The following is a 21059-nucleotide window of genomic DNA, read 5'->3' as shown; positions in this document are numbered from 1 at the left end:
AAAGTTGTCTTAAATTGAGGTCTCTACCATGTACGCGGTCATAAAAACCGGTGGCAAACAGTATAAAGTTGCTGCAGGTGAAAAATTGAAAATAGAACAGATACCAGCGGATATCGGCAGCGAAATTACCCTTGACCAAGTTCTCGCCGTAGGCGAAGGTGCTTCACTCAAATTGGGTGATCCACTGGTTAATGGTGCCGCTGTGATGGCCACGGTCATCTCCCAAGGACGTCATGACAAAGTGACAATCTTCAAGATGCGTCGGCGCAAGCATTATCAAAAGCACCAAGGTCATCGTCAGAATTTCACTGAAATTCTGATTAACACAATCAAAGCCTAATAAGGCTTAAGTTGTAAAGCAGGAGAAAGAACAATGGCACAGAAAAAAGGCGGCGGTTCCACACGAAACGGTCGCGATTCAGAATCGAAACGCCTAGGCGTAAAAGTGTTCGGTGGCGAGCATATTAATGCGGGTAGCATCATTATTCGCCAACGAGGCACCAAGGTACATCCTGGCGTCAATGTAGGTATTGGTAAAGATCACACCTTATTTGCATTGATTAACGGACAAGTGCAATTTAGCGTCAAGGGCGCGTTGAATAAAGCGCAAGTATCGGTTTTACCACCTACCGCCTAAATTTTTATTAGGCGCCTGGCTGAGACCAGTTTTACGGCAATTCGATGGCTTGCTTAAATCGAATTGAACTAAATTCACCAACCTCAGAAGCAGGCCTCGCGGCTAGCGAGGCCTTTTTTATTTATGAAATTTATTGATGAAGCCCGAATTGAAGTAATCGCTGGCAGCGGTGGCGCAGGTAGCGCCTCAATGCGGCGTGAAAAATTCATTGAGTTTGGTGGCCCCGATGGTGGAGATGGTGGGCGAGGGGGCAGTGTGTATGCGATTGCTGATCGCAATATTAATACCCTCATCGATTACCGTTATGCTAAAACCCATTTAGCTAAAAATGGTGAGCCTGGGCGTGGCGCAGATTGCTACGGTCGTGCGGGCGAAGATATTGAACTTAGAATGCCCGTTGGCACCATCATTAGTGATTTTGAATCTGGTGAGCCCATTGCTGATTTAACGACCCATGGTGAGCGTCTTTGTTTAGCAGAAGGCGGAGTAGGCGGTTGGGGAAATATACATTTTAAAAGTAGTACTAATCGTGCTCCCCGTCAAAAAACCAACGGCAAAGAAGGTGATCGTAAAAAATTAAAGCTGGAATTAAAGGTCTTGGCTGATGTCGGTTTGTTGGGTATGCCTAATGCTGGTAAATCAACCCTGATAACCGCCGTATCCAATGCACGACCCAAAATAGCCGACTATCCATTTACAACCTTACACCCCAATTTAGGGGTAGTGCGGGTTGGGCAAGAGCGTAGTTTTGTGATTGCCGATATTCCCGGATTAATTGAGGGTGCTGCCGAAGGTGCTGGGTTAGGGCACCGGTTTTTGCGACATCTACAACGTACTGGAGTTTTATTGCACTTAATCGATATTGCTCCTTTCGATGAAGCGGTTGATAACGTTGCTGATGCTAAAGCTATTGTGAACGAATTGCGTAAATACGACGAAGCCTTGTATGAAAAGCCACGGTGGCTAGTTTTAAATAAAGTCGACATGATTCCTGAGGCAGAGCGAAAAAAAACCATCGCTGATTTTATTAAACGCTTTAAGTGGTCAGGCCCAGTTTTTGAAATTTCAGCTTTAACAGGCGAGGGTTGCGATCGCCTATGCTATGCCTTGCAAGATTATCTCGATTCAAAACGGCGAGAGCGTGATAAATTAGAAGAACAGGCTGTCGATCCCCGTTATCAAGGCAGTATCGATTTAGATAAGCCCTAAAGTCAAGCCTGCGCAGCATTCAGGTAGATTAAAATTGAGTTGAGAACCTTGTCATGACAACGCAGCCAATGAAACGCATCGTAGTAAAAGTGGGCTCTAGCCTAGTCACTAATAATGGTGATGGTTTAGATCGAGCAGCAATTGAACGCTGGGCTGAGCAAGTTGCGGTGCTTTTACAGGCTGGTCATCAACTATTAATGGTAAGTTCTGGGGCAATTGCTGAGGGCATGCAACGCCTAGCTTGGCATGAGCGCCCAACTGCAATTCATCAGCTTCAAGCTGCTGCGGCTGTTGGGCAAATGGGTTTGGTGCAAATGTATGAAAGTTGTTTTGCCCATTTTAATTTGCAGAGTGCACAAGTTTTACTAACTAATGCCGATCTTGATCACCCCGAGCGTCGAGCTAATGCGAAAGCAACGTTAGATACTCTATTAGGCCTAGGAGTAGTACCTGTCATTAATGAAAATGACACGGTAGTAACCGATGAAATTAAATTTGGCGATAACGATCATCTTGCTGCCTTGGTAGTTAATCTCATTCATGCTGATCTATTAATTATTCTCACTGATCAGGGTGGCTTATTTACAGCCGATCCTCGCCAAGATCAGGCGGCAACGTTAGTAACAGAGGCTAGCGCCGGAGATCCCTTGCTTGAGAAAATGGCTGGCGGAGTTGGTAGCGCCATTAGCAAGGGCGGCATGCTCACCAAAATTTTAGCCGCCAAAACGGCTGCACAAACGGGTGCATCTACTGTGATTGCTTCTGGGCATGAACCGCAAGTACTCAATCAGATCGTCGCGGGTTTGCCAATTGGTACCCTCATCAAGGCCGCCGCAGGTTAAAAACGATGTGCGTCAGCATTGGGCTTACCAGTAAATTTATTCGGCCGTAAGGAATCGAGGATTAAACCTTTATTTTTTACTTGTGATTTATTGTTGCAAAACGCGCCTTGCGCTAGTGCGCCGTGGTATCGATTCGCCTCATTATTTTTAATATCGGTCCAGGTTTTACGTTGATTCGCTTGCCAAATTGAGTTGGTATTGAGAGTGGCGTACAAAGCAAACTGAAAAGTTTCGCAGCGAATACCTTCAAAATTAATTTGTTGACTACCGCTTGGACTCGTAATGACCAGCACATAGCGGGTTACGCCATCAGGGTCGATACGAATTGAATCAGGATCAATAGCAAATTTAAAAACTGAGTGTTGAGATACATGAAAAGGGATTAGATTCGCCGTATTGGGCGGCTTAGTAGGTAGGGGCACAACGGTATCTTCTTTAAAGATCTTGGGAGCAAAGGGATCTTCGTAGGCATCCGGTGTGGTGCCGGCACAGGCACTTAGCAGGCAGACAACAAGCAAGGTAAGCGGCCAGCTCAAGCCTGTCGGTTGCCGCTCTAGCGGTGGCCCTAGGGGCAATTTATTTGGTTGAGTCAAGATCGGCTGCTTTCTTGGGGGGTGAATGAGCTTCAAGGGGGGCACCCCAACTGGCATCTTGCATGCGCATCCCACTCGTAATAAAGCGCGCTAGCTCAGATAGTGCGAGTTGATACACTTCTCGTTTGAAATCAATTACCGTAGCTAATTCAATCCAGTAGGGGTGCCAACGCCAAGCATCAAATTCAGGGTGGTCTGAAGCTCGCAGATGAATATCGCTGTCCAAGCCAGTTAAGCGCAGTAAAAACCAGATTTGTTTTTGACCACGGTAGGCGGTGCGATGCGGTCGAGCGGCATTTTGGCGACGCAAAAATGCCTCGGGCACTTCGTAGCGAAGCCAATCCCTTGTGCGCCCAATAATTTGGACGTGTTCTGGCAGCAAGCCAACCTCTTCGTGCAATTCGCGGAACATGGCTTGCTCAGGACTCTCGCCATATTGAATCCCGCCCTGCGGGAACTGCCACGAATGCTGCCCAACGCGTTTTCCCCAGAAAACGTCGTTATGGCCGTTAAGGAGGACAATGCCGACATTGGGTCTATACCCTTCACGGTCGAGCATGATGGTGCCCCGAATCCTTTAAAATCAATGATTTGATTATATCCACACATGAAAGCATCTCAGTCATTTCTCGTTACCCTGAAAGAGGCGCCCGCCGACGCCGAAGTGGTTTCTCATCAACTAATGGTGCGGGCCGGCTTAATACGCAAGCTAAGCGCTGGTATTTATTCTTATTTGCCATGCGGATTAAGGATCATTCGTAAAGTCGAAAATATTATTCGTGAGGAAATGAATCGGGCTGGCGCAATTGAATTACTGATGCCTGTGGTGCAGCCTGCCGAATTATGGCAAGAAACTGGGCGCTGGGAAAAAATGGGCCCAGAGCTCTTGCGCATTCAAGATCGCCATCAACGCGATTTTGTTATTCAACCCACTTCTGAAGAGGTCATTACCGATTTAGCGCGCGCAGAAATTAAAAGTTACAAACAACTTCCAATTAACTTCTATCAAATTCAAACGAAATTTCGCGATGAACGCCGCCCGCGCTTTGGCATTATGCGGGGACGCGAGTTCACCATGAAAGATGCTTACTCGTTTGATCGCGATACCGCTGGATTAAAGCAGTCTTATCAATTGATGTTTGACGCCTACACTCGTATCTTCAAGCGCATGGGTTTACAGTTTCGCGCAGTAACGGCCGATAATGGCGCAATTGGCGGTTCGGGTAGCCAAGAGTTTCATGTAATTGCTGATACTGGGGAAGACGCTATTGTTTATTGTCCCGATTCTGCTTACGCCGCAAATTTAGAGGCAGCTGAGTCGCTAGCGTTAATTCCGCAGGGCGGAGTGCCAAGTGTAGCCTTAGAGAAAGTGGCGACGCCAGAGCAAACTCAGTGCGATAAGGTAGCGCAGTTTTTAGGCTTGCCACTACCGCAAACGGTGAAATCTTTATTGCTAGCTGCAGATCAGGCAGAAGGTCCGCCCAATTTATTTATGCTGCTGCTGCGTGGCGATCATGAGCTCAATGAAGTGAAGGCTAGTAAGGTGTCGGGCTTAGAAGCATTCCGTTTTGCTACCGAGGCCGAAGTACTTGCTGCCTGTGGCTCACCACCTGGCTATATTGGTCCCCTTGGTTTAAAACTACCAGTCACGATTGTGGTTGATCGTACTGTTGCCAATATGACTGATTTTGTCTGTGGTGCAAATGATGCTGGGTACCATTTTAAAGGCGTCAATTGGGGGCGCGACCTACCTCACGCGAGCGTCTTCGATTTACGTAATGCGGTAGTGGGTGATCCCTCACCCGACGGTAAAGGGATGGTTGATATTTGTCGTGGCATTGAAGTAGGTCACGTATTTATGTTAGGAACACGCTATTCTGAAGCAATGAAGTGCCTTTATCTTGATGCTCAAGGTCAGGCACAACCGATGGTGATGGGATGTTACGGTATCGGTGTCACGCGTTTATTGGCCGCGGCAATAGAACAGGGTCATGATGAGCGCGGGATTATTTGGCCACTCTCGATGGCTCCGTTTGAAGTGGTAATTTGCCCGATGAATTACGATCGATCAGAAGTGGTGCGCGTAGCAGCCGATACTTTGTATGCCGATTTACTTGCTGCAGGGATTGATGTCATTTTGGATGATCGCGGTGAACGACCAGGTGCGATGTTTGCCGATTGGGAATTAATTGGCGTGCCATTTCGAGTCGTCGTTGGAGAGCGTGGCCTTAAAGAGGCAAAAGTTGAATTTCAGGGGCGTACGGAAAGTGAAGCACAAATGATTCCGCTAGCGAAGATTAAAGAACACATTATTGCTGTACGCGACTTATTTCTTAAACAAACCACCTAAGCCTTTAGCGGCTCCCCGGGCTGCCATTGATCCCATCATGCGGGCCATTTTGCCGCCTTTAAATTGCTTCATCATGGTTTGCATTTGTTCAAATTGGGCTAAGAGGCGGTTGACCTCTTGCACTTGCACCCCAGCGCCAGTAGCAATACGCCTTTTTCTACTGGCTTTGAGTAATTCGGGCTTATTGCGTTCTTTGGCGGTCATGCTATCGATCATGCCTTGCATGCGTTTTATCTGCGCATCGGCTTGCCCTAGATTTGCTTTATTGGTAGCTTGGGTTAAATGACTTGGGAGTTTATCCATCATATTGGCCATACCGCCCATCTGTTGCATTTGGCTAATTTGCGCGCGAAAGTCATTTAAATCAAATCCCCCCTTTTGAATTTTGCTAGCTAACTTTTCTGCTTTAGCAATATCAACATGCTCTTGGGCTTGTTCAACTAAGGCCAGAATATCGCCCATGCCTAGAATGCGATTTGCCATGCGTGCCGCATCAAATGGCTCAAGACCATCCATTTTTTCAGCAACACCAATAAATTTGAGCGGTACGCCAGTCACGCCTCGCACCGAGAGCGCCGCACCTCCGCGAGCATCACCGTCAAGCTTAGTCAAAATGACGCCTGTGAGTGGCAGGGCCTCATGAAAGGCTTTGGCAGTGTTTACAGCATCTTGACCCAGCATGGCATCGACAACAAAAAGGGTTTCAATCGGTTTAAGTTGAGTATGTAAGTTACGAATTTCTGCCATCAACTCAGCATCAATGCCTAAGCGCCCAGCAGTGTCAACAATGAGGACGTCAAAGTAATGCCGTTTGGCCCAATCGAGGGCAGCTAAAGCAATGACTTCAGGGCGTTGATCAACCGAGCTGGGGAAAAATTCAACGCCAACTTGAGCGCTAACTGTTTGCAGTTGTTGAATGGCAGCAGGACGATAAATGTCGCAAGAAACAGTCAGCACCTTTTTTTTCTTTTTCTCATGCAGCCATTTCGCTAACTTACCGACCGAAGTAGTTTTACCTGCGCCCTGCAGGCCCGCCAGCAAAATCACTGCAGGGGGTTGGGTAGCCAAATTCAGCTCGCCACTGTCATTTAAATTGCCCTGCATCGCTTGGGTCAATTCACGTTGTACAACACCTACTAGCGCCTGACCAGGACTTAGACTACCTATGACGGCTTCACCCAAGGCCTGCACTTTAATTTGTTCAAGCAAGGTTTTTACCACCGGCAGCGCGACATCTGCCTCTAGCAGGGCTAAGCGGATTTCCCGCAGCATCTCGGCGGTATTACTTTCTGTCAGGCGAGCTTGGCCCCGCATCGTTTTAACAACGCGAGAAAGGCGATCGGTGAGGTTGTTGAGCATTTATCGATTAGACTTTAGTTATGTCGATTTTAGATTACCCAAGTAGCGCATGGCTGCCATCCTTACTTTATCTTGGTTTATTGGTGGTTTTAAGCTGGCGGCCGCGCTCTCGTCCTGAAACATGGACATTTACCTTGCTTGTCCAAACCTTGATTTTATTAAGTCTGATGATTCAGGGGATCTATTTGCACGATTCTGTCTTTACGCCCGCAGGATTTATTTTTGGTTTTGCCCAAGACCTCTCATTAATGGCATGGGTCGGGCTCTTATTTTATTGGTTACAAAGTTGGTATTTGCCAATCGCTAGCTTGCGCTTAATGGTGTTGATATTTGCGATGCTGTGTGCATTTTTGCCCATTTTATTTCCTGGAACCTTGATCTCGCCCCGCGCGGTAGCTGATCCCTGGTTTAAAGCCCATTTTATAGTGGCGACGATTGCCGTCGGTCTACTGACCTTGGCGGCGATGATGGCAGTGTTAATGGAGGTGCAAGATCGTGCAATACGGCGCACCTTGGCTTATGCGCCTGATAGTCGCTTAGCGCATTGGTTAGAAGGTTTGCCACCATTATTAACCATGGAAAATTTACTGTTTAATTTAATTTATTTTGGCTTTGCATTATTAAGTTTGACGATTTTCTCTGGCATCTTTTTTTCTGAAACCTTATTTGGTAAGCCAGTGGTATTCGATCATAAAACGATTTTTGCTTTTGCCTCGTGGTTACTATTCGGCGGGTTAATTGTGGCGCGTTTGCGGGTCGGCCTTAGGGGTCGCTCGGCATTACGTTGGGTCTTGTGGGGCTTTGCGGCGCTCCTGTTGGCATATGTAGGTAGCCGCTTTGTGCTCGAAGTTATTTTGCATCGGCTTTAACCCCATGCTGAAATGGGTTCTTCTCGGCGCCGTGGCGGCCTTGTTTTATTTCTGGTTGAAGAGGCCTAAACTCGCTGCTGCCCCTGTTCCAGCCCCACCCCGTATTACCGAGCCACTACCAATTGTTCCCTGTGCCTATTGTGGGGTGCATCTGCCTGCCCAAGATTGTCTAGAGCGGGAGCAGCGTTTCTATTGTTGTAGTGCGCATTGCAATGAGCTGGACCCAGCGGGATGGTATGGACTGGCACGCTGGCGCCCTTCACCGAACTTCGACGCCCGACCTACTGGAATACAACCTGAATTAGTTTTAATTCACCATATTAGCTTGCCGCCAGGGCAATTTGGACAAAATTACATTGGTGATTTTTTTCAAAATAAGCTCGACCCTACTGCGCATCCCTATTTCGCCGAAATTGCCGCACAAAAAGTCTCAAGTCATTTTTTGATCGAGCGCAATGGATTGATTAGCCAATTTGTTTCGGTACAGCAACGCGCATGGCATGCGGGAGAATCCGATTTTTTGGGGCGCAAGCAATGCAACGATTTTGCTATTGGCGTGGAGTTAGAAGGTGACGGCGAAACCGCCTTTACAGATGCGCAATATGTTGCTTTAGCACAACTGATTAAAGTACTTGGCAACGCCTACACTCATTTAAGCTTTGCCGGCCATAGCGACGTAGCACCAAAGCGAAAAGTGGACCCCGGCAGGCATTTTGATTGGCAGCGACTACAACGCGAAAATCATTTGCTGCAAGAACAGCTGCCCTTTGGTCTAGAGTTTCGAGCCTAATTAACTCCATTGTTTGTTTATATGTGAGCACTAGCTTACATAACTACATGGGGGATCAGCACTATAAAAATCGATAGACCTAAGGAAAACCCTGACAAAAAATTGTGAGAAAAAGCTTATCAAAGATGAAATAATTCCCTATACTTAGTGTCAATAAGTGCTTAAAACACTAGATCTAGTATTTTAAGCGATGCACAGCAGATAGCTGCCGAAGCCCTGTATTGATTGAATTTAACCCTTTTTACCCTATTAGAGTCTAGGAGTTCTATGTCTTACGCAAACCCACAAGCGGCTGGTTTGGCTTCTAACACCCAAACGACAGGCCTGAATCCTGGGGCCCCAATCAGCCAAACCCCCTCAGCAGGCTTTATGGCGGGTGGGGTTGGGGCGGGTCAGACGACCCAATTATCCGATTACAAAATTATTCGGCGCAACGGTTCTGTGGTCGCATTTGAGCCATCTAAAATTGCCATCGCTGTGACAAAAGCATTTTTGGCAGTTAATGGTGGGCAGGGCGCAGCCTCGGCACGGGTTCGCGAGCAAGTTGAGCAATTAACGAGCGTTGTTGTGCGTGCCTTGTTGCGCAGTCGCCCCAATGGCGGAACTTTTCATATTGAAGATATTCAAGATCAGGTCGAGCTAGCATTGATGCGGGGTGGTGAGCATAATGTGGCGCGATCCTACGTGCTTTACCGTGAAAAGCGCAATCAAGAACGCGCCTCGCAGCAGGTTTTAACGACAGAGGCAAAAGGTCAAGCAGAATCAGCACCCCCAATTCTGCAAGTTATGGACGAGGGCGTTTCGCGACCGCTAGATATGGGTGCTTTACGCACGATTATTGAGGCCGCGTGCGAGGGTTTGGGTAATCATCTTGACGCTAGCCCAATCATTACCGAAACGATTAAAAATTTATACGATGGCGTACCTTTAACGCAAGTATATGACTCTGCAATTTTGGCGGCGCGCACCTTAATTGAAAAAGATCCTGCCTATAGCCCCGTGACGGCACGCATACTAATGCACGTGATCCGCAAAGAAATTTTGGGACGTGAAGTATTACAGGGGGATATGCAAGCGGAGTACCCAAATTATTTCCCTAAATATATTCGCCAAGGAATTGATGCCGAATTACTGGATCCCCGTTTGCTGGAGTATGACTTAACCCGATTATCGGCAGCGCTAAATGCAGATCGCGATTTGCAATTTAACTATTTGGGTTTGCAAACACTGTATGACCGCTATTTCTTGCATATTGAAGACCACCGCATAGAAATGCCGCAAGCGTTTTTTATGCGTGTTGCGATGGGCTTGGCTCTCAATGAACTAGATCGCGAACGGCGCGCAATTGAATTTTATGAAATTCTGTCAACCTTTGATTTTATGTCGAGTACCCCGACTTTATTTAATTCGGCAACGACCCGCCCCCAACTATCAAGCTGTTATCTCACTACGGTAGATGATGACTTAGATGGCATTTACGAGGCGCTCAAAGAAAATGCCTTGCTCTCTAAATTTGCTGGTGGTTTAGGCAATGACTGGACTAATGTACGCGCCCTAGGAAGCCACATTAAAGGCACCAATGGTAAGTCACAAGGCGTTGTACCGTTTTTGAAAGTGGTGAACGATACTGCTGTCGCAGTCAATCAGGGTGGTAAGCGTAAGGGGGCTGTGTGTGCATATTTAGAAACTTGGCATTTAGATATCGAAGAGTTTTTAGAGTTACGCAAAAATACGGGCGATGATCGCCGCCGTACGCACGACATGAATACCTCGAATTGGATTCCAGATTTATTTATGAAACGGGTGATGGAGAATGGCGATTGGACTTTATTCTCACCCTCGAATACCCCTGATTTACATGATAAGTTTGGCAAAGCCTTTGAGACAGCTTATGTTGCGTATGAGCAAAAAGCCGAACGTGGCGAGCTCAAGCCAAGTCGTAAAATTCCTGCGCAACAACTCTGGCGCAAGATGTTGGGTATGTTGTTTGAAACCGGGCATCCCTGGATTACATTTAAAGATCCCTGTAATATTCGTAGCCCCCAGCAGCATGTTGGCGTAGTGCATTCGTCGAATTTATGTACGGAGATAACTCTGAATACGAATGAGACTGAAATTGCAGTTTGTAACTTAGGTTCAGTCAACTTAACGGCCCACATGATCAGCGATGCCAATGGCAAACTGGTTTTAGATCATGCTAAGCTACAAAAAACAATCCGTACGGCGATGCGCATGTTGGATAACGTCATCGACATTAACTACTATGCTGTAGCTAAGGCGCGCAATTCCAATTTAAAGCACCGTCCAGTCGGTTTGGGCATCATGGGTTTTCAAGACTGCTTACACATGCAGCGAATTCCGTATGCCAGCGAGCAGGCCGTGCAATTTGCTGATAGCTCGATGGAGGCGGTGTGTTACTACGCTTACCAAGCATCGAGTGAATTAGCTGAAGAACGGGGCACCTATAGTACCTATACGGGTTCTTTATGGGATCGTGGCATTCTGCCGCAAGACTCAGTGCGCCTATTGGCTGAAGAGCGTGGTGGGTATGTTGAGGTAAACATGTCCTCGACGCTGAACTGGGATGGTCTGCGCAGCAAAATTAAGCAACATGGGATGCGCAACTCGAATTGCGTAGCAATTGCGCCAACGGCAACGATTTCTAACATTATTGGCGTATCGGCTTGCATTGAGCCGACCTTCCAAAATTTGTTTGTGAAGTCGAATTTATCGGGCGAATTTACGGTGGTGAACGAGTACTTGGTGCGCGACCTAAAAGATCGTGGCTTATGGGATGAGGTCATGATTGCCGATTTGAAATATTTTGATGGCACCTTATCGAAAATTGATCGCGTACCCCAAGATTTACGCGATTTATATGCTACCGCTTTTGAGGTCGAGCCAAGCTGGTTAGTGGAAGCTGCGTCGCGTCGTCAAAAATGGATTGATCAAGCGCAATCGCTCAATATCTATATGGGCGGCGCTTCGGGCAAGAAGCTCGATGACACTTATAAGTTAGCTTGGTTGCGTGGCCTGAAAACCACCTACTACTTGCGTACCATGGCCGCCACCCACGTTGAAAAATCTACCGTAGCTAGCGGTCAACTGAATTCTGTTTCAAGTGGCGGTGGCGTCGCTGGAACTGATGCGGCAGCGAGTGCGAATAATGCTCTTGCCACCGATGGTCCGGCTTGCACGATGCGACCTGGTGATGCAGGATTTGATGAATGTGAAGCTTGTCAGTAAGTTGCAACTTACAACAAGTATGAAAGTATTAAGGAGAAGCGTATGTTGAATTGGGAAGAGGATGTAGCGCCAGCACTAGCTAAAGCAGGTTTGGCCCCTCAGCCAATAGCAGTGGATGTAAAACGGAGTGAGCCTTTGCAACACCAAGCTGATGAGGTCGCCAAGGTTGCGCCGCAGACGCATAGCGTCAATATTCCGGCAAAGGACGATGCCGTAGCGCGGCGGGTTAATGTTGCCGATAAACGAGTAATTAATGGCACTACCGATGTCAATCAGTTAGTCCCCTTTAAATATAAATGGGCTTGGGAAAAATATTTAGCCGGTTGCGCCAACCACTGGATGCCACAAGAGATCAATATGAATCGCGATATAGCGCTTTGGAAAGATCCCAATGGCTTAACCGACGATGAACGCAGAATTATTATGCGTAATTTGGGCTTTTTTACTACCGCCGACTCATTAGCGGCTAACAATATTGTGTTGGGCACTTATCGCCAGATTACCGCGCCAGAATGCCGTCAATACCTCTTGCGCCAGGCATTTGAAGAGGCAATTCATACGCATGCCTACCAATATATTGTGGAATCATTAGGCTTAGATCAGGGTGAAATCTTTAATGCTTACAACGAAATTGCTTCTATTCGTGACAAAGATGAGTTCTTAATTCCCTATATTCACGTCCTAACTGACCCTGCATTTAAGACTGGGACATTAGAAAACGACCAAATATTACTCCGTTCCTTGATCGTTTTTGCCTGCGTAATGGAAGGTTTATTCTTTTATGTTGGTTTTACGCAAATACTTGCAATGGGTCGTCAAAACAAAATGACGGGGGCTGCTGAGCAGTATCAATACATCTTGCGCGACGAGTCAATGCATTGCAATTTTGGGATTGATTTAATTAATCAAATAAAGCTGGAGAACCCACAGTTATGGACTTCCGCGTTCAAAGATGAGATCAAAACGATCTTTGAAAAAGCAGTTGAATTAGAGTACCGATATGCCGAAGATACGATGCCAAGAGGAGTGCTTGGATTGAACGCGCCGATGTTCAAAGGCTACCTCCGATACATCTGTAATCGTCGTTGTATGCAAATAGGACTTGACTCTATGTTCCCAAATGAAGAGAATCCATTTCCATGGATGTCAGAAATGATTGATCTGAAAAAAGAACGTAACTTTTTTGAGACCCGCGTTATTGAGTATCAAACTGGTGGTGCGCTGAATTGGGAGTAAGCATTGAATTGCAGTGAGCGTACTCAGCAGATGAATAGGAGATTAGTCGGTTGAATAGTTTTAGTAGCCAATATTTGAGCCTAAAAGAATTCCGAAAACCCTTTCAACAGGGTGCGTGGAAGGCTCTTCCCCTTTTCTCCAACCTATTTAAAAAGCCGTTATCTGCAAGGATTACGGCTTTTTTTCCCAGATTCATTAGCGTGCAGCATTGTGTATTAGGCCGCATGCCGATGAATGGCTCGCTTGTTTGTTCTGCAATGCCGCAAGGTAAAGCAAAGCTAAATGGTCGGGTCTTCTTAATCGGAAGTTCGTTTTAAACTTCATTGAAGGAGTAATACTATGGCCATGGCCAAGAAAAAACCTGCTGCAAAGAAAAAAGTAGCTGCTAAGAAGCGCCCAGCTGCTAAGAAAAAAGTAGCTGCTAAGAAGCGTCCAGCTGCTAAGAAGCGTCCAGCTGCTAAGAAGCGTCCAGCCGCCAAAAAGCGTCCTGCCGCCAAAAAAGCTGCAAAGAAAAAGCCTGCTAAAAAAGCAGCTAAGAAGAAAGCTGCAAAAAAAAAGTAACTAAAAAACCTGCCGCCAAGAAGAAAGCGGGCTCAGCAGTAAAAAAGCCCGCGGCTAAAGCAGCCCCAGCCTCAACGCAAACTGCGTTGAATCCTGCAGCAGCATGGCCCTTCCCAACCGGTAGCCGTCCTTAAGTTTCAAGTTTTCTGACGCTCATGGACGTATAGTTACTTGGATGGGGTCCTTCGGGACCCCTTTTTATTGGGTTAATCGCTTGGAATTAATAACGATAGCCAAAGGCCTTAGCAAATAAGTCGGCAATTTCAGGAGCCCTTGGTTGATGGTTTTGTGGGCCTTGATGGGCAATTTTGATTGAACCCATCAGGCTGGCCAATTTACCAGTCGTTTCCCAATCCATGCCTTGATTTAGACCATATAGCAAGCCGGCTCGAAAAGCATCACCACAACCTGTTGGATCGATTAGCTCTGTGGCCTTGACCACTGGGATTTCTAATTGCTGGCTGGCAGTAAAAATGGTGGCACCAGCAGCGCCTTTAGTCACAATTAATGCTTGTACCCGTTCGGCTAGTTGCTTTAAAGACATCCCCGTGCGTTGCGCCAGCATCTCGGCTTCATAGTCATTCACCGCTAAATAACTGGCTAGGGCTGTGAGCTCTAGTAACTCTTTCCCATTAAACATGGGCAAACCTTGGCCAGGATCAAAAATAAAAGGTATGTGCGCCTCCGCTAATTGATGGCAATGCTCCCACATACCTTGACGTCCATCAGGAGCAACAATGCCTAAAGTGGGCAAAGATTTTTTTGTGCGCCGACATTCATCTAAGACTTGCGCCACCGAATTGAGATGCGAAGCATTCATTGCCCCAGGATGAAAGGCAGTAATTTGGTTGTTGGCAAGATCGGTGGTGATCATCGCTTGGGCAGTAAACGACTCTGGGATTTGGCGAATATGGGTGGTATCAATTTGTAGTCGACTGAAGCGTTCGAGGTAAGGCTTAGCATCACTACCTACGGCAGCCATGATGATCGGTTCACCATTTAACAGTTTTAAGTTATAGGCAATATTGCCCGCACAACCCCCAAATTCGCGCCGCATCTTCGGCACTAAAAAAGCGACATTCAAAATATGAATTTGCTCTGGGAGAATTTGTTCCTGAAAGCGACCTTCAAAGTTCATGATGGTGTCATAGGCCACCGAGCCGCAAATCAAACTAGCCATGTTGTACTTTCTAAATAAAGTAGCTGCAAAAATTAAGGATACACAATTCGCAAGCGATAGCCTGCGGCTTGAGCTGGTAATTTTAGTGGCATAGCACAGCTCACTTTTAGGCCAGCTGCTGCCCCGGTGTGCTGAAAATCAGGATGGTCAGCTTGAAATTGAGCTGATAGCCACGTTGCCGGCAAAAACTCAATTCGACTTAGGGTGTTTTCGGAGATATCAATTAAAGTTAGCTCAATATTTGGCCATGCAACAGGCAAAGCCAAACGATTTTGTAATTCAAAAGACAAAATAGAGGGGATCTCAGCGTCTTTAGAGGCGTTATTTTTATTTTCCATGCCCAAGCTAGCCGAATCTATCTTCCACGCCTCAAACGCCTTAATCGGCGCTTCCTTGCAACTGAGATATTTGCACAGAATCGTATTTACTTTTAATACCGAAGTAAAAGCGGCAAGATTCAAGGGATTTATTTTTTCATCCACTTGTGGTGCAAGTGAGCGTAACAAGGGCGCCCTAAATAAATGACTGCCGCCGATGAGCAAAAGCAACACCAACAAACTACTGAGTAAAACATAGAGAAGCCAAGATTTTTTAGGTGTACGAGTTGCTGGACGAGGCCCCGTAGCAGCCAAATTCAGTGGCAAGATACCATGCAAACAAACCCAACCTTCACTGTCTCCCACTACTGTGAGAGGTAGCCACTGGCTATAGGCCGTCGCGATTTCAGTAGCCTGACGCGCCAAGATACCAGAAAGAATAAGGTGTCCACCTGGACGTAAACGACTGATTAGCAGGGGGGCTAACAGCTGCAATGGGTTAGCTAAAATATTCGCCATCACAATATCAAACTGCGTTGGTGCTAGCGCATGAGTGATTTCACCATCGGGCAAAACAAAATCGATTGCTACTTGGTTTATTTCAGCATTACTGGTGGCAGCAATAATGGCTTGCGGATCAATATCAATTCCCAGCACCGGATTGCAACCCAATTTTTTTGCAGCAATGGCCAAAATGCCAGAGCCACAACCGTAATCTAAGAGACTACGGCCATGTAAATTAAATTGACTTTCTAGCCATTGCAAACAGAGTCGTGTGGTGGGGTGGCTACCCGTGCCGAAAGCAAGTCCAGGATCGAGGGCTAAACAAATTGCGCTGGTATCAACCGGAGTGTCATGCCAAGAAGGTACGATCCAAATACGCTGGCCAATTTGAATGGGTTCAAATTGACTTTGGGTGAGGCGAACCCAATCTTGCTCTGCTACCATTTTTACCAGCGGCGGCGCTAACTTAAAATCTGCCGCAGTTAAAGCACTTAAAATGGCCCTTAGCTCTTCATTAGCGTCTGCCAGCGAAGGTGGGAAGAGCGCAGTAACCGTAGACCGTTCCCATGCCTGAAGATCTGGAGCTAGCCCAGGCTCGCCATAAAGTGGGCTTTCATCGTAACCTCCTGCGCTTGCATCTTCAACCGTAACTGAGAGCGCGCCTAATTCAAGTAAAGCATCCCCAAGGGGTTCAGCAACTTCAGCAGCCACCATGAAAATGAGTTCACGATAAGACACGATTAGCTTTTGCCGCGGCTGGCCGCCTGTTCCTCAAGGCGATGTTCTAAATAATGAATACTCGTTCCGCCCTCAACAAAATTAGGATCTAGCATAAGCTCGCGGTGGAGGGGGACATTCGTTTGAATGCCATCAATGACCATTTCTGATAAGGCAATGCGCATGCGTCGAATAGCCTGCTCACGGGTTTTGCCGTAAGAAATTAACTTACCAATCATGGAGTCATAATTTGGGGGCACCATATAACCGCTATAGGCATGCGAATCAACCCGAATACCAGGGCCCCCTGGCATATGCCACGATAAAATCCGCCCTGGGCTGGGCGTAAATTTAAAGGGATCTTCGGCGTTCAAACGACATTCAATGGCGTGACCTTGGAAGACAATATCTTTTTGGCGAAAGGCTAATTTGAGGCCTGCGGCAATGCGGATTTGTTCTTGCACAATATCAATGCCCGTAATCATTTCGGTGACAGGATGTTCGACTTGCACACGGGTATTCATTTCAATAAAAAAGAATTCACCGTTTTCATATAAAAATTCAAAGGTTCCCGCACCACGGTAAGCCATTTTTTTGCAGGCCTCGGCACAGCGTTCACCAATTTTTGCAATCAATCGTCGATCAATTCCAGGAGCTGGGGCTTCTTCGAGGATTTTTTGGTGGCGCCGCTGCATTGAACAATCGCGCTCACCTAACCAGACCGCATTACCATGGGTATCGGATAAAACCTGAATTTCAATATGACGTGGCTTCTCGAGAAATTTTTCGAGATAGACTTCGGGATTACCAAAAGCCCGTCCTGCTTCTTCGCGGGTCATATTAACGGCATTAATGAGGGCGGCCTCGGTGTGTACTACGCGCATGCCTCGACCACCACCTCCGCCAGCAGCTTTAATAATGACGGGATAGCCAACGCGCTTAGCCGCAGCAATAATTTCTTTTGGGTTATCTGGTAATGCCCCTTCTGAACCTGGCACACAAGGAACACCTGCTTTAATCATGGCCCGCTTAGCCGAGACTTTATCGCCCATTAGGCGAATCGTTTCAGGCCGAGGGCCAATAAACGCAAAACCTGATTTTTCAACCCGCTCGGCGAAGTCGGCATTTTCAGAAAGAAAGCCATAGCCTGGATGAATGGCTTCAGCATCAGTTACTTCAGCCGCAGAAATAATAGCGGGCATATTTAGATAACTTAAGGGGGATGGCGCTGGCCCAATACATACAGCTTCATCAGCCAACTTAACGTACTTGGCTTCTTTATCTGCAACCGAGTAAACCACTACGGTTTTAATGCCCAGCTCGCGACAGGCGCGCTGAATGCGAAGCGCAATTTCGCCTCGATTAGCAATCAGGATTTTGTCAAACATATGCGTTTCGGAAAAGTAAATTAGACAATCACAAAGAGGGGTTGGTCGTATTCAACCCCTTGGCCGTTTTCGCACAAAATTTGCTTGATGACACCAGCAGTCTCGGCTTCAATCTCATTTAACAACTTCATAGCCTCAATAATGCAGAGGGTTTGGCCAACGGTAACAATATCACCGACTTGGACAAAATTAGGCGATTCTGGATTCGGTGCGCGGTAAAAAGTGCCCACCATGGGCGAGCGGGCAATGACGCCTTCGGCCGCAGGCTGATCTTCTTCGGGCGTTTTGCCCTGATTTGTTTCTGCAGTCGAGCTCGCTAGCGTATTCGGACTCACTGTGGGCGCAGGAAAATTTAAGTTGCTTGGGGCATGGCTAAGATTGTGCGCGCCAGATGCCTGCGCATCTCGGGTATTCACAATTCGCACTCGGTCTTCGCCTTCATTTACTTCGAGCTCGGAAATGCCTGAGTCGGCAACCAAATCAATTAAGGTCTTGAGTTTTCTTAGGTCCATAGCCATTTACTTTCTGCTTACTGAATGAAGCTGTAGGGAGATTGAACGACATGAAGGGCTTGCAATGATTTAGCCAACTTATTGCGCAGGTGCCTGCAGCTGCTGCTGGGCTCCCTTGAGGGCTAATTCATAGCCAAGGGGGCCAAGACCACAGATAACGCCGATTGCAAGATCCGATAAATAAGAATGTTTGCGGAAGGCTTCACGTTGATGAATATTGGACAAATGAACTTCAATAAAGGGGATCGCCACACCAGCCAAGGCATCCCGCAAAGCAACACTGGTATGGGTGAAACCGCCTGGATTAATCAAAATAAAGTCGACACCATCTTGTTTGGCTTTTTGAATGCAATCGATTAGCTCACCTTCATGGTTGCTTTGATAGGTTTGCAGCTCAATGCCAGCCTTCTGAGCGATTAAATTCAGTTCAGCATGAATCTCAGCTAAGGTTTTCGAACCATAAATACCAGGCTCACGGGTACCCAGCAAATTGAGATTAGGGCCCTGAATAACGAGAATTAATGGTTTTTTCGACATAAATAACAACTTTTAAGTACAGTTAAAGATAAAAAGGCGGGAAAGCTATTTTTACCATCGTCAAAGTATACCCGCTTGAGGGCTTAAAAATAGTAAAGCCGCAAATAAAAACCCGTAAAAAGGAATCAGGATACCTCAGCTCTGGGGGTAAAAGAGTAGATTAAAAATGGCTAAGTTCAGCTAACTTTTGTTAAATAGCCTTTAAAATGACATTTTTTAGCTCATCTGCATCTATCTTGCCTAATTTTCGGTAGATGATCTGTCCTTTTGCATCGATAATCACAGTAAAAGGTAGTGCTCCCTGGCTATTGCCTAAAGTCTTGCCCATTTGACTGCCCTCTAGGCCGCCAATCACAATGGGGTAGGAAACAGTGGTTTTCAGTAAAAATTCGCGGATATTACTTGGTGAGTCAATGCCAACGCCAATAAAAATCACCGGCTTTGACGCTAGATCCTTACTCAGTTGGTCTAAGGCCGGCATTTCGGCTACACAGGGTGGACACCAAGAGGCCCAAAAATTCACGAGTACTAAACGGCTTTGCCAAATCGCGGGGTTTAATATTTGTCCGTCTGGCTTGACCCACTCCTGCTGGAAAAATTGTTGCGCACTCGGGTCACCGCTTAAGCGGTTTTTAGCCAACCAGTGAGAAATTCCAATGCCGGCGAAAAGGGCAATAATGGCAATCAGGGCCACACTTAGCCATTGTTTTCGGTTCATTCTTTGACTCACACCAACACTCCTTAGCTAAAATTCAGTAATGCATATTCATATCTTGGGCATTTGCGGTACTTTCATGGGCGGCATTGCTGCAATTGCTCGACAGTGCGGACACCAGGTCACTGGATGTGACGCCAATGTCTACCCGCCAATGAGTACACAGCTAGAGGCCCAAGGCATCAAACTCATTGAAGGATACTCCCCCGATCAATTATTGCAGCTTGAAGCAAGGCCCGATTTATTTGTCATTGGTAATGTGGTTTCCCGTGGTAACCCGTTGATGGAGTCCATCATGAACCTAGGGTTACCTTATACCTCTGGGCCCCAATGGTTGGGCGAACAAGTGCTAGCTGGGCAACATGTCTTGGCCGTAGCAGGCACTCACGGTAAAACGACCACGACGGCCATGCTCGCCTGGATACTCGAATGCCACGGTCTTGAACCAGGTTATTTAATTGGTGGCGTGCCCCTGAATTTTTCTGTGTCGGCGCGCCTTGGGGCGGGCCAATACTTTGTTATTGAGGCCGACGAATACGATACGGCGTTTTTTGATAAGCGCAGTAAATTTGTGCATTACCGTCCGCGTACCGCCTTGCTCAATAATTTGGAATTTGATCACGCTGATATTTTTAGCGACTTAGCGGCGATTGAAACCCAGTTTCACCACTTAGTGAGAACAGTACCGGGCAATGGATTAATAGTTGTGAATGCCGGCGAGCCAGCATTAGAACGGGTTTTGCAACGCGGCGCGTGGTCGGCAGTAGAGGGGTTTGGTCGCGACAAAAATGCTAGCTGGTCATTGTTGCCACAAGCTGCTGATGCCTTTACGGTGCTTCATCAAGGGCAGCCAGTTGCCGAGCTAGTGTGGGAAAAAGATTCAGGTGTAATGGGCACACATAATCAACTGAATGCCCTAGCTGCAATCGCAGCCGCCCATCATATTGGCATTAAGCCAAGTGAAGCGGCAAAGGCATTGGGAACATTTCGAAATGTTAAACGCCGTTTAGAAGTCATCGGCATAAAAAACCACATCACGGTATACGATGATTTTGCCCATCACCCCACTGCCATTGCAACTACACTAGATGGCTTACGTCGCCGAGTGGGTGGGGCACGTATTTTGGCAGTACTAGAACCCCGTTCCAATACCATGAAATTAGGGGTAATGAAAGCCCAACTACCCGCGAGCCTAAATTTGGCAGACCATGTTTTTGCGTATGAGGCCACAGCAGGTAAAGGGGCCCTCAGCTGGGATTTAGAAGGCGCATTGGCACCACTCAACCTACCATCACTCGCACCCAAAGCCCTGGTTTTTAGTGACCTAGAGCAACTAATTTCAGCAGTTGTAGCGGAAGCCAAATCAGGCGACCATATTTTAGTGATGAGTAATGGCGGGTTTGGTGGGATACACCAGAAAATTTTAGAGTGCCTTGCTTAATTTATGTTGAGTTGAGCTATTCTGAGTCTCGATTGAAATAACCAAAAGGATAGGTC

The 21059-nt window shown here is 46.9% G+C and carries 17 protein-coding genes and 4 pseudogenes; 11 read left to right on the top strand and 10 right to left on the bottom strand.

The genetic code is table 11. From position 1 onward, the window contains the following. Positions 1–28: 28 nt before the first annotated feature. The 4 genes and pseudogenes from rplU to proB form a co-directional block, all read left to right on the top strand. Positions 29–340, top strand: coding sequence for a 50S ribosomal protein L21 (rplU, locus tag LZT22_RS00625; protein ID WP_233923122.1), 312 nt, complete (start codon positions 29–31; stop codon positions 338–340). 33 nt (positions 341–373) lie between these two features. Beyond that, entirely contained in the window at positions 374–637 is a 264-nt protein-coding gene (gene rpmA / locus LZT22_RS00620) for a 50S ribosomal protein L27 (protein ID WP_233923121.1), read from the top strand. 123 nt (positions 638–760) lie between these two features. Then, positions 761–1846 carry a GTPase ObgE gene (gene obgE, locus LZT22_RS00615; RefSeq protein WP_233923120.1) on the top strand — a complete coding sequence of 362 codons (1086 nt, stop codon included), beginning with the start codon at positions 761–763 and terminating at the stop codon, positions 1844–1846. Between the two features lie 53 nt (positions 1847–1899). Continuing rightward, positions 1900–2676 (top strand): annotated as a pseudogene (gene proB, locus LZT22_RS00610) (glutamate 5-kinase); the annotation flags it as partial. Positions 2677–2684: 8 nt separating this feature from the next. Here proB and LZT22_RS00605 read toward each other — a convergent pair. Beyond that, a complete protein-coding gene (locus tag LZT22_RS00605; protein ID WP_233923119.1) occupies positions 2685–3281 on the bottom strand; it encodes a CNP1-like family protein in 597 nt (198 codons plus the stop codon). 43 nt (positions 3282–3324) lie between these two features. Beyond that, positions 3325–3840 (bottom strand): annotated as a pseudogene (locus tag LZT22_RS00600) (RNA pyrophosphohydrolase); the annotation flags it as partial. Positions 3841–3888: 48 nt separating this feature from the next. Between LZT22_RS00600 and LZT22_RS00595 the strand changes: the two are divergent. Further along, positions 3889–5631 carry a proline--tRNA ligase gene (locus tag LZT22_RS00595; RefSeq protein ID WP_233923117.1) on the top strand — a complete coding sequence of 581 codons (1743 nt, stop codon included), beginning with the start codon at positions 3889–3891 and terminating at the stop codon, positions 5629–5631. On the opposite strand, the gene ffh is transcribed toward LZT22_RS00595, so the two are convergent. Beyond that, positions 5608–6990: a signal recognition particle protein gene (gene ffh, locus LZT22_RS00590; RefSeq protein WP_233923116.1), complete on the bottom strand. Its 1383-nt coding sequence runs from the start codon at positions 6988–6990 to the stop codon at positions 5608–5610. The genes LZT22_RS00595 and ffh overlap by 24 nt on opposite strands. Positions 6991–7010: 20 nt before the next feature. On the opposite strand from ffh, the gene LZT22_RS00585 reads away from it, so the two are divergent. The 5 genes and pseudogenes from LZT22_RS00585 to LZT22_RS12725 form a co-directional block, all read left to right on the top strand. Next, on the top strand, positions 7011–7859 hold the full coding sequence (locus LZT22_RS00585) for an inner membrane protein YpjD (RefSeq protein WP_233923115.1): 849 nt from the start codon (positions 7011–7013) through the stop codon (positions 7857–7859). A gap of 4 nt (positions 7860–7863) precedes the next feature. Continuing rightward, entirely contained in the window at positions 7864–8649 is a 786-nt protein-coding gene (gene ampD, locus LZT22_RS00580; RefSeq protein WP_233923114.1) for a 1,6-anhydro-N-acetylmuramyl-L-alanine amidase AmpD, read from the top strand. A 267-nt stretch (positions 8650–8916) separates the two neighbouring features. Next, positions 8917–11895, top strand: coding sequence for a ribonucleoside-diphosphate reductase subunit alpha (locus LZT22_RS00575; protein ID WP_255696349.1), 2979 nt, complete (start codon positions 8917–8919; stop codon positions 11893–11895). Between the two features lie 42 nt (positions 11896–11937). After that, positions 11938–13131, top strand: a complete 1194-nt coding sequence (locus LZT22_RS00570; protein WP_233923113.1) for a ribonucleotide-diphosphate reductase subunit beta — start codon at positions 11938–11940, stop codon at positions 13129–13131. Positions 13132–13611: 480 nt separating this feature from the next. After that, positions 13612–13692 (top strand): annotated as a pseudogene (locus LZT22_RS12725) (histone); the annotation flags it as partial. Between the two features lie 220 nt (positions 13693–13912). Here LZT22_RS12725 and LZT22_RS00560 read toward each other — a convergent pair. From LZT22_RS00560 to LZT22_RS00530, 7 genes and pseudogenes are all read right to left on the bottom strand, one after another. Continuing rightward, complete coding sequence (locus tag LZT22_RS00560) at positions 13913–14872, bottom strand: carbohydrate kinase family protein (protein ID WP_233923112.1); 960 nt, start codon at positions 14870–14872, stop codon at positions 13913–13915. 32 nt (positions 14873–14904) lie between these two features. Beyond that, the gene (locus LZT22_RS00555; RefSeq protein ID WP_233923381.1) at positions 14905–15423 is read right to left on the bottom strand and encodes a DUF3426 domain-containing protein; all 519 of its coding nucleotides are present in this window, start codon (positions 15421–15423) and stop codon (positions 14905–14907) included. A 96-nt stretch (positions 15424–15519) separates the two neighbouring features. Then, positions 15520–16431, bottom strand: a pseudogene (prmA, locus tag LZT22_RS00550) (50S ribosomal protein L11 methyltransferase); the annotation flags it as partial. 2 nt (positions 16432–16433) lie between these two features. Then, entirely contained in the window at positions 16434–17798 is a 1365-nt protein-coding gene (accC, locus tag LZT22_RS00545) for an acetyl-CoA carboxylase biotin carboxylase subunit (protein ID WP_233923111.1), read from the bottom strand. A 20-nt stretch (positions 17799–17818) separates the two neighbouring features. Further along, a complete protein-coding gene (gene accB, locus LZT22_RS00540) occupies positions 17819–18310 on the bottom strand; it encodes an acetyl-CoA carboxylase biotin carboxyl carrier protein (protein WP_233923380.1) in 492 nt (163 codons plus the stop codon). Between the two features lie 78 nt (positions 18311–18388). Next, positions 18389–18847 carry a type II 3-dehydroquinate dehydratase gene (gene aroQ / locus LZT22_RS00535; RefSeq protein ID WP_233923110.1) on the bottom strand — a complete coding sequence of 153 codons (459 nt, stop codon included), beginning with the start codon at positions 18845–18847 and terminating at the stop codon, positions 18389–18391. 190 nt (positions 18848–19037) lie between these two features. Continuing rightward, complete coding sequence (locus LZT22_RS00530) at positions 19038–19577, bottom strand: TlpA disulfide reductase family protein (protein ID WP_233923109.1); 540 nt, start codon at positions 19575–19577, stop codon at positions 19038–19040. A gap of 28 nt (positions 19578–19605) precedes the next feature. On the opposite strand from LZT22_RS00530, the gene mpl reads away from it, so the two are divergent. Next, on the top strand, positions 19606–21003 hold the full coding sequence (mpl, locus tag LZT22_RS00525; RefSeq protein ID WP_233923108.1) for a UDP-N-acetylmuramate:L-alanyl-gamma-D-glutamyl-meso-diaminopimelate ligase: 1398 nt from the start codon (positions 19606–19608) through the stop codon (positions 21001–21003). Positions 21004–21059: the final 56 nt, after the last annotated feature.

Origin of the sequence: Polynucleobacter sp. IMCC 29146 (genome assembly GCF_021395195.1) — a bacterium.
Lineage (GTDB): Bacteria > Pseudomonadota > Gammaproteobacteria > Burkholderiales > Burkholderiaceae > Polynucleobacter.
Note: the sequence above shows the minus strand (reverse complement) of the source record. Positions and strands in the feature narration are given on the sequence as shown.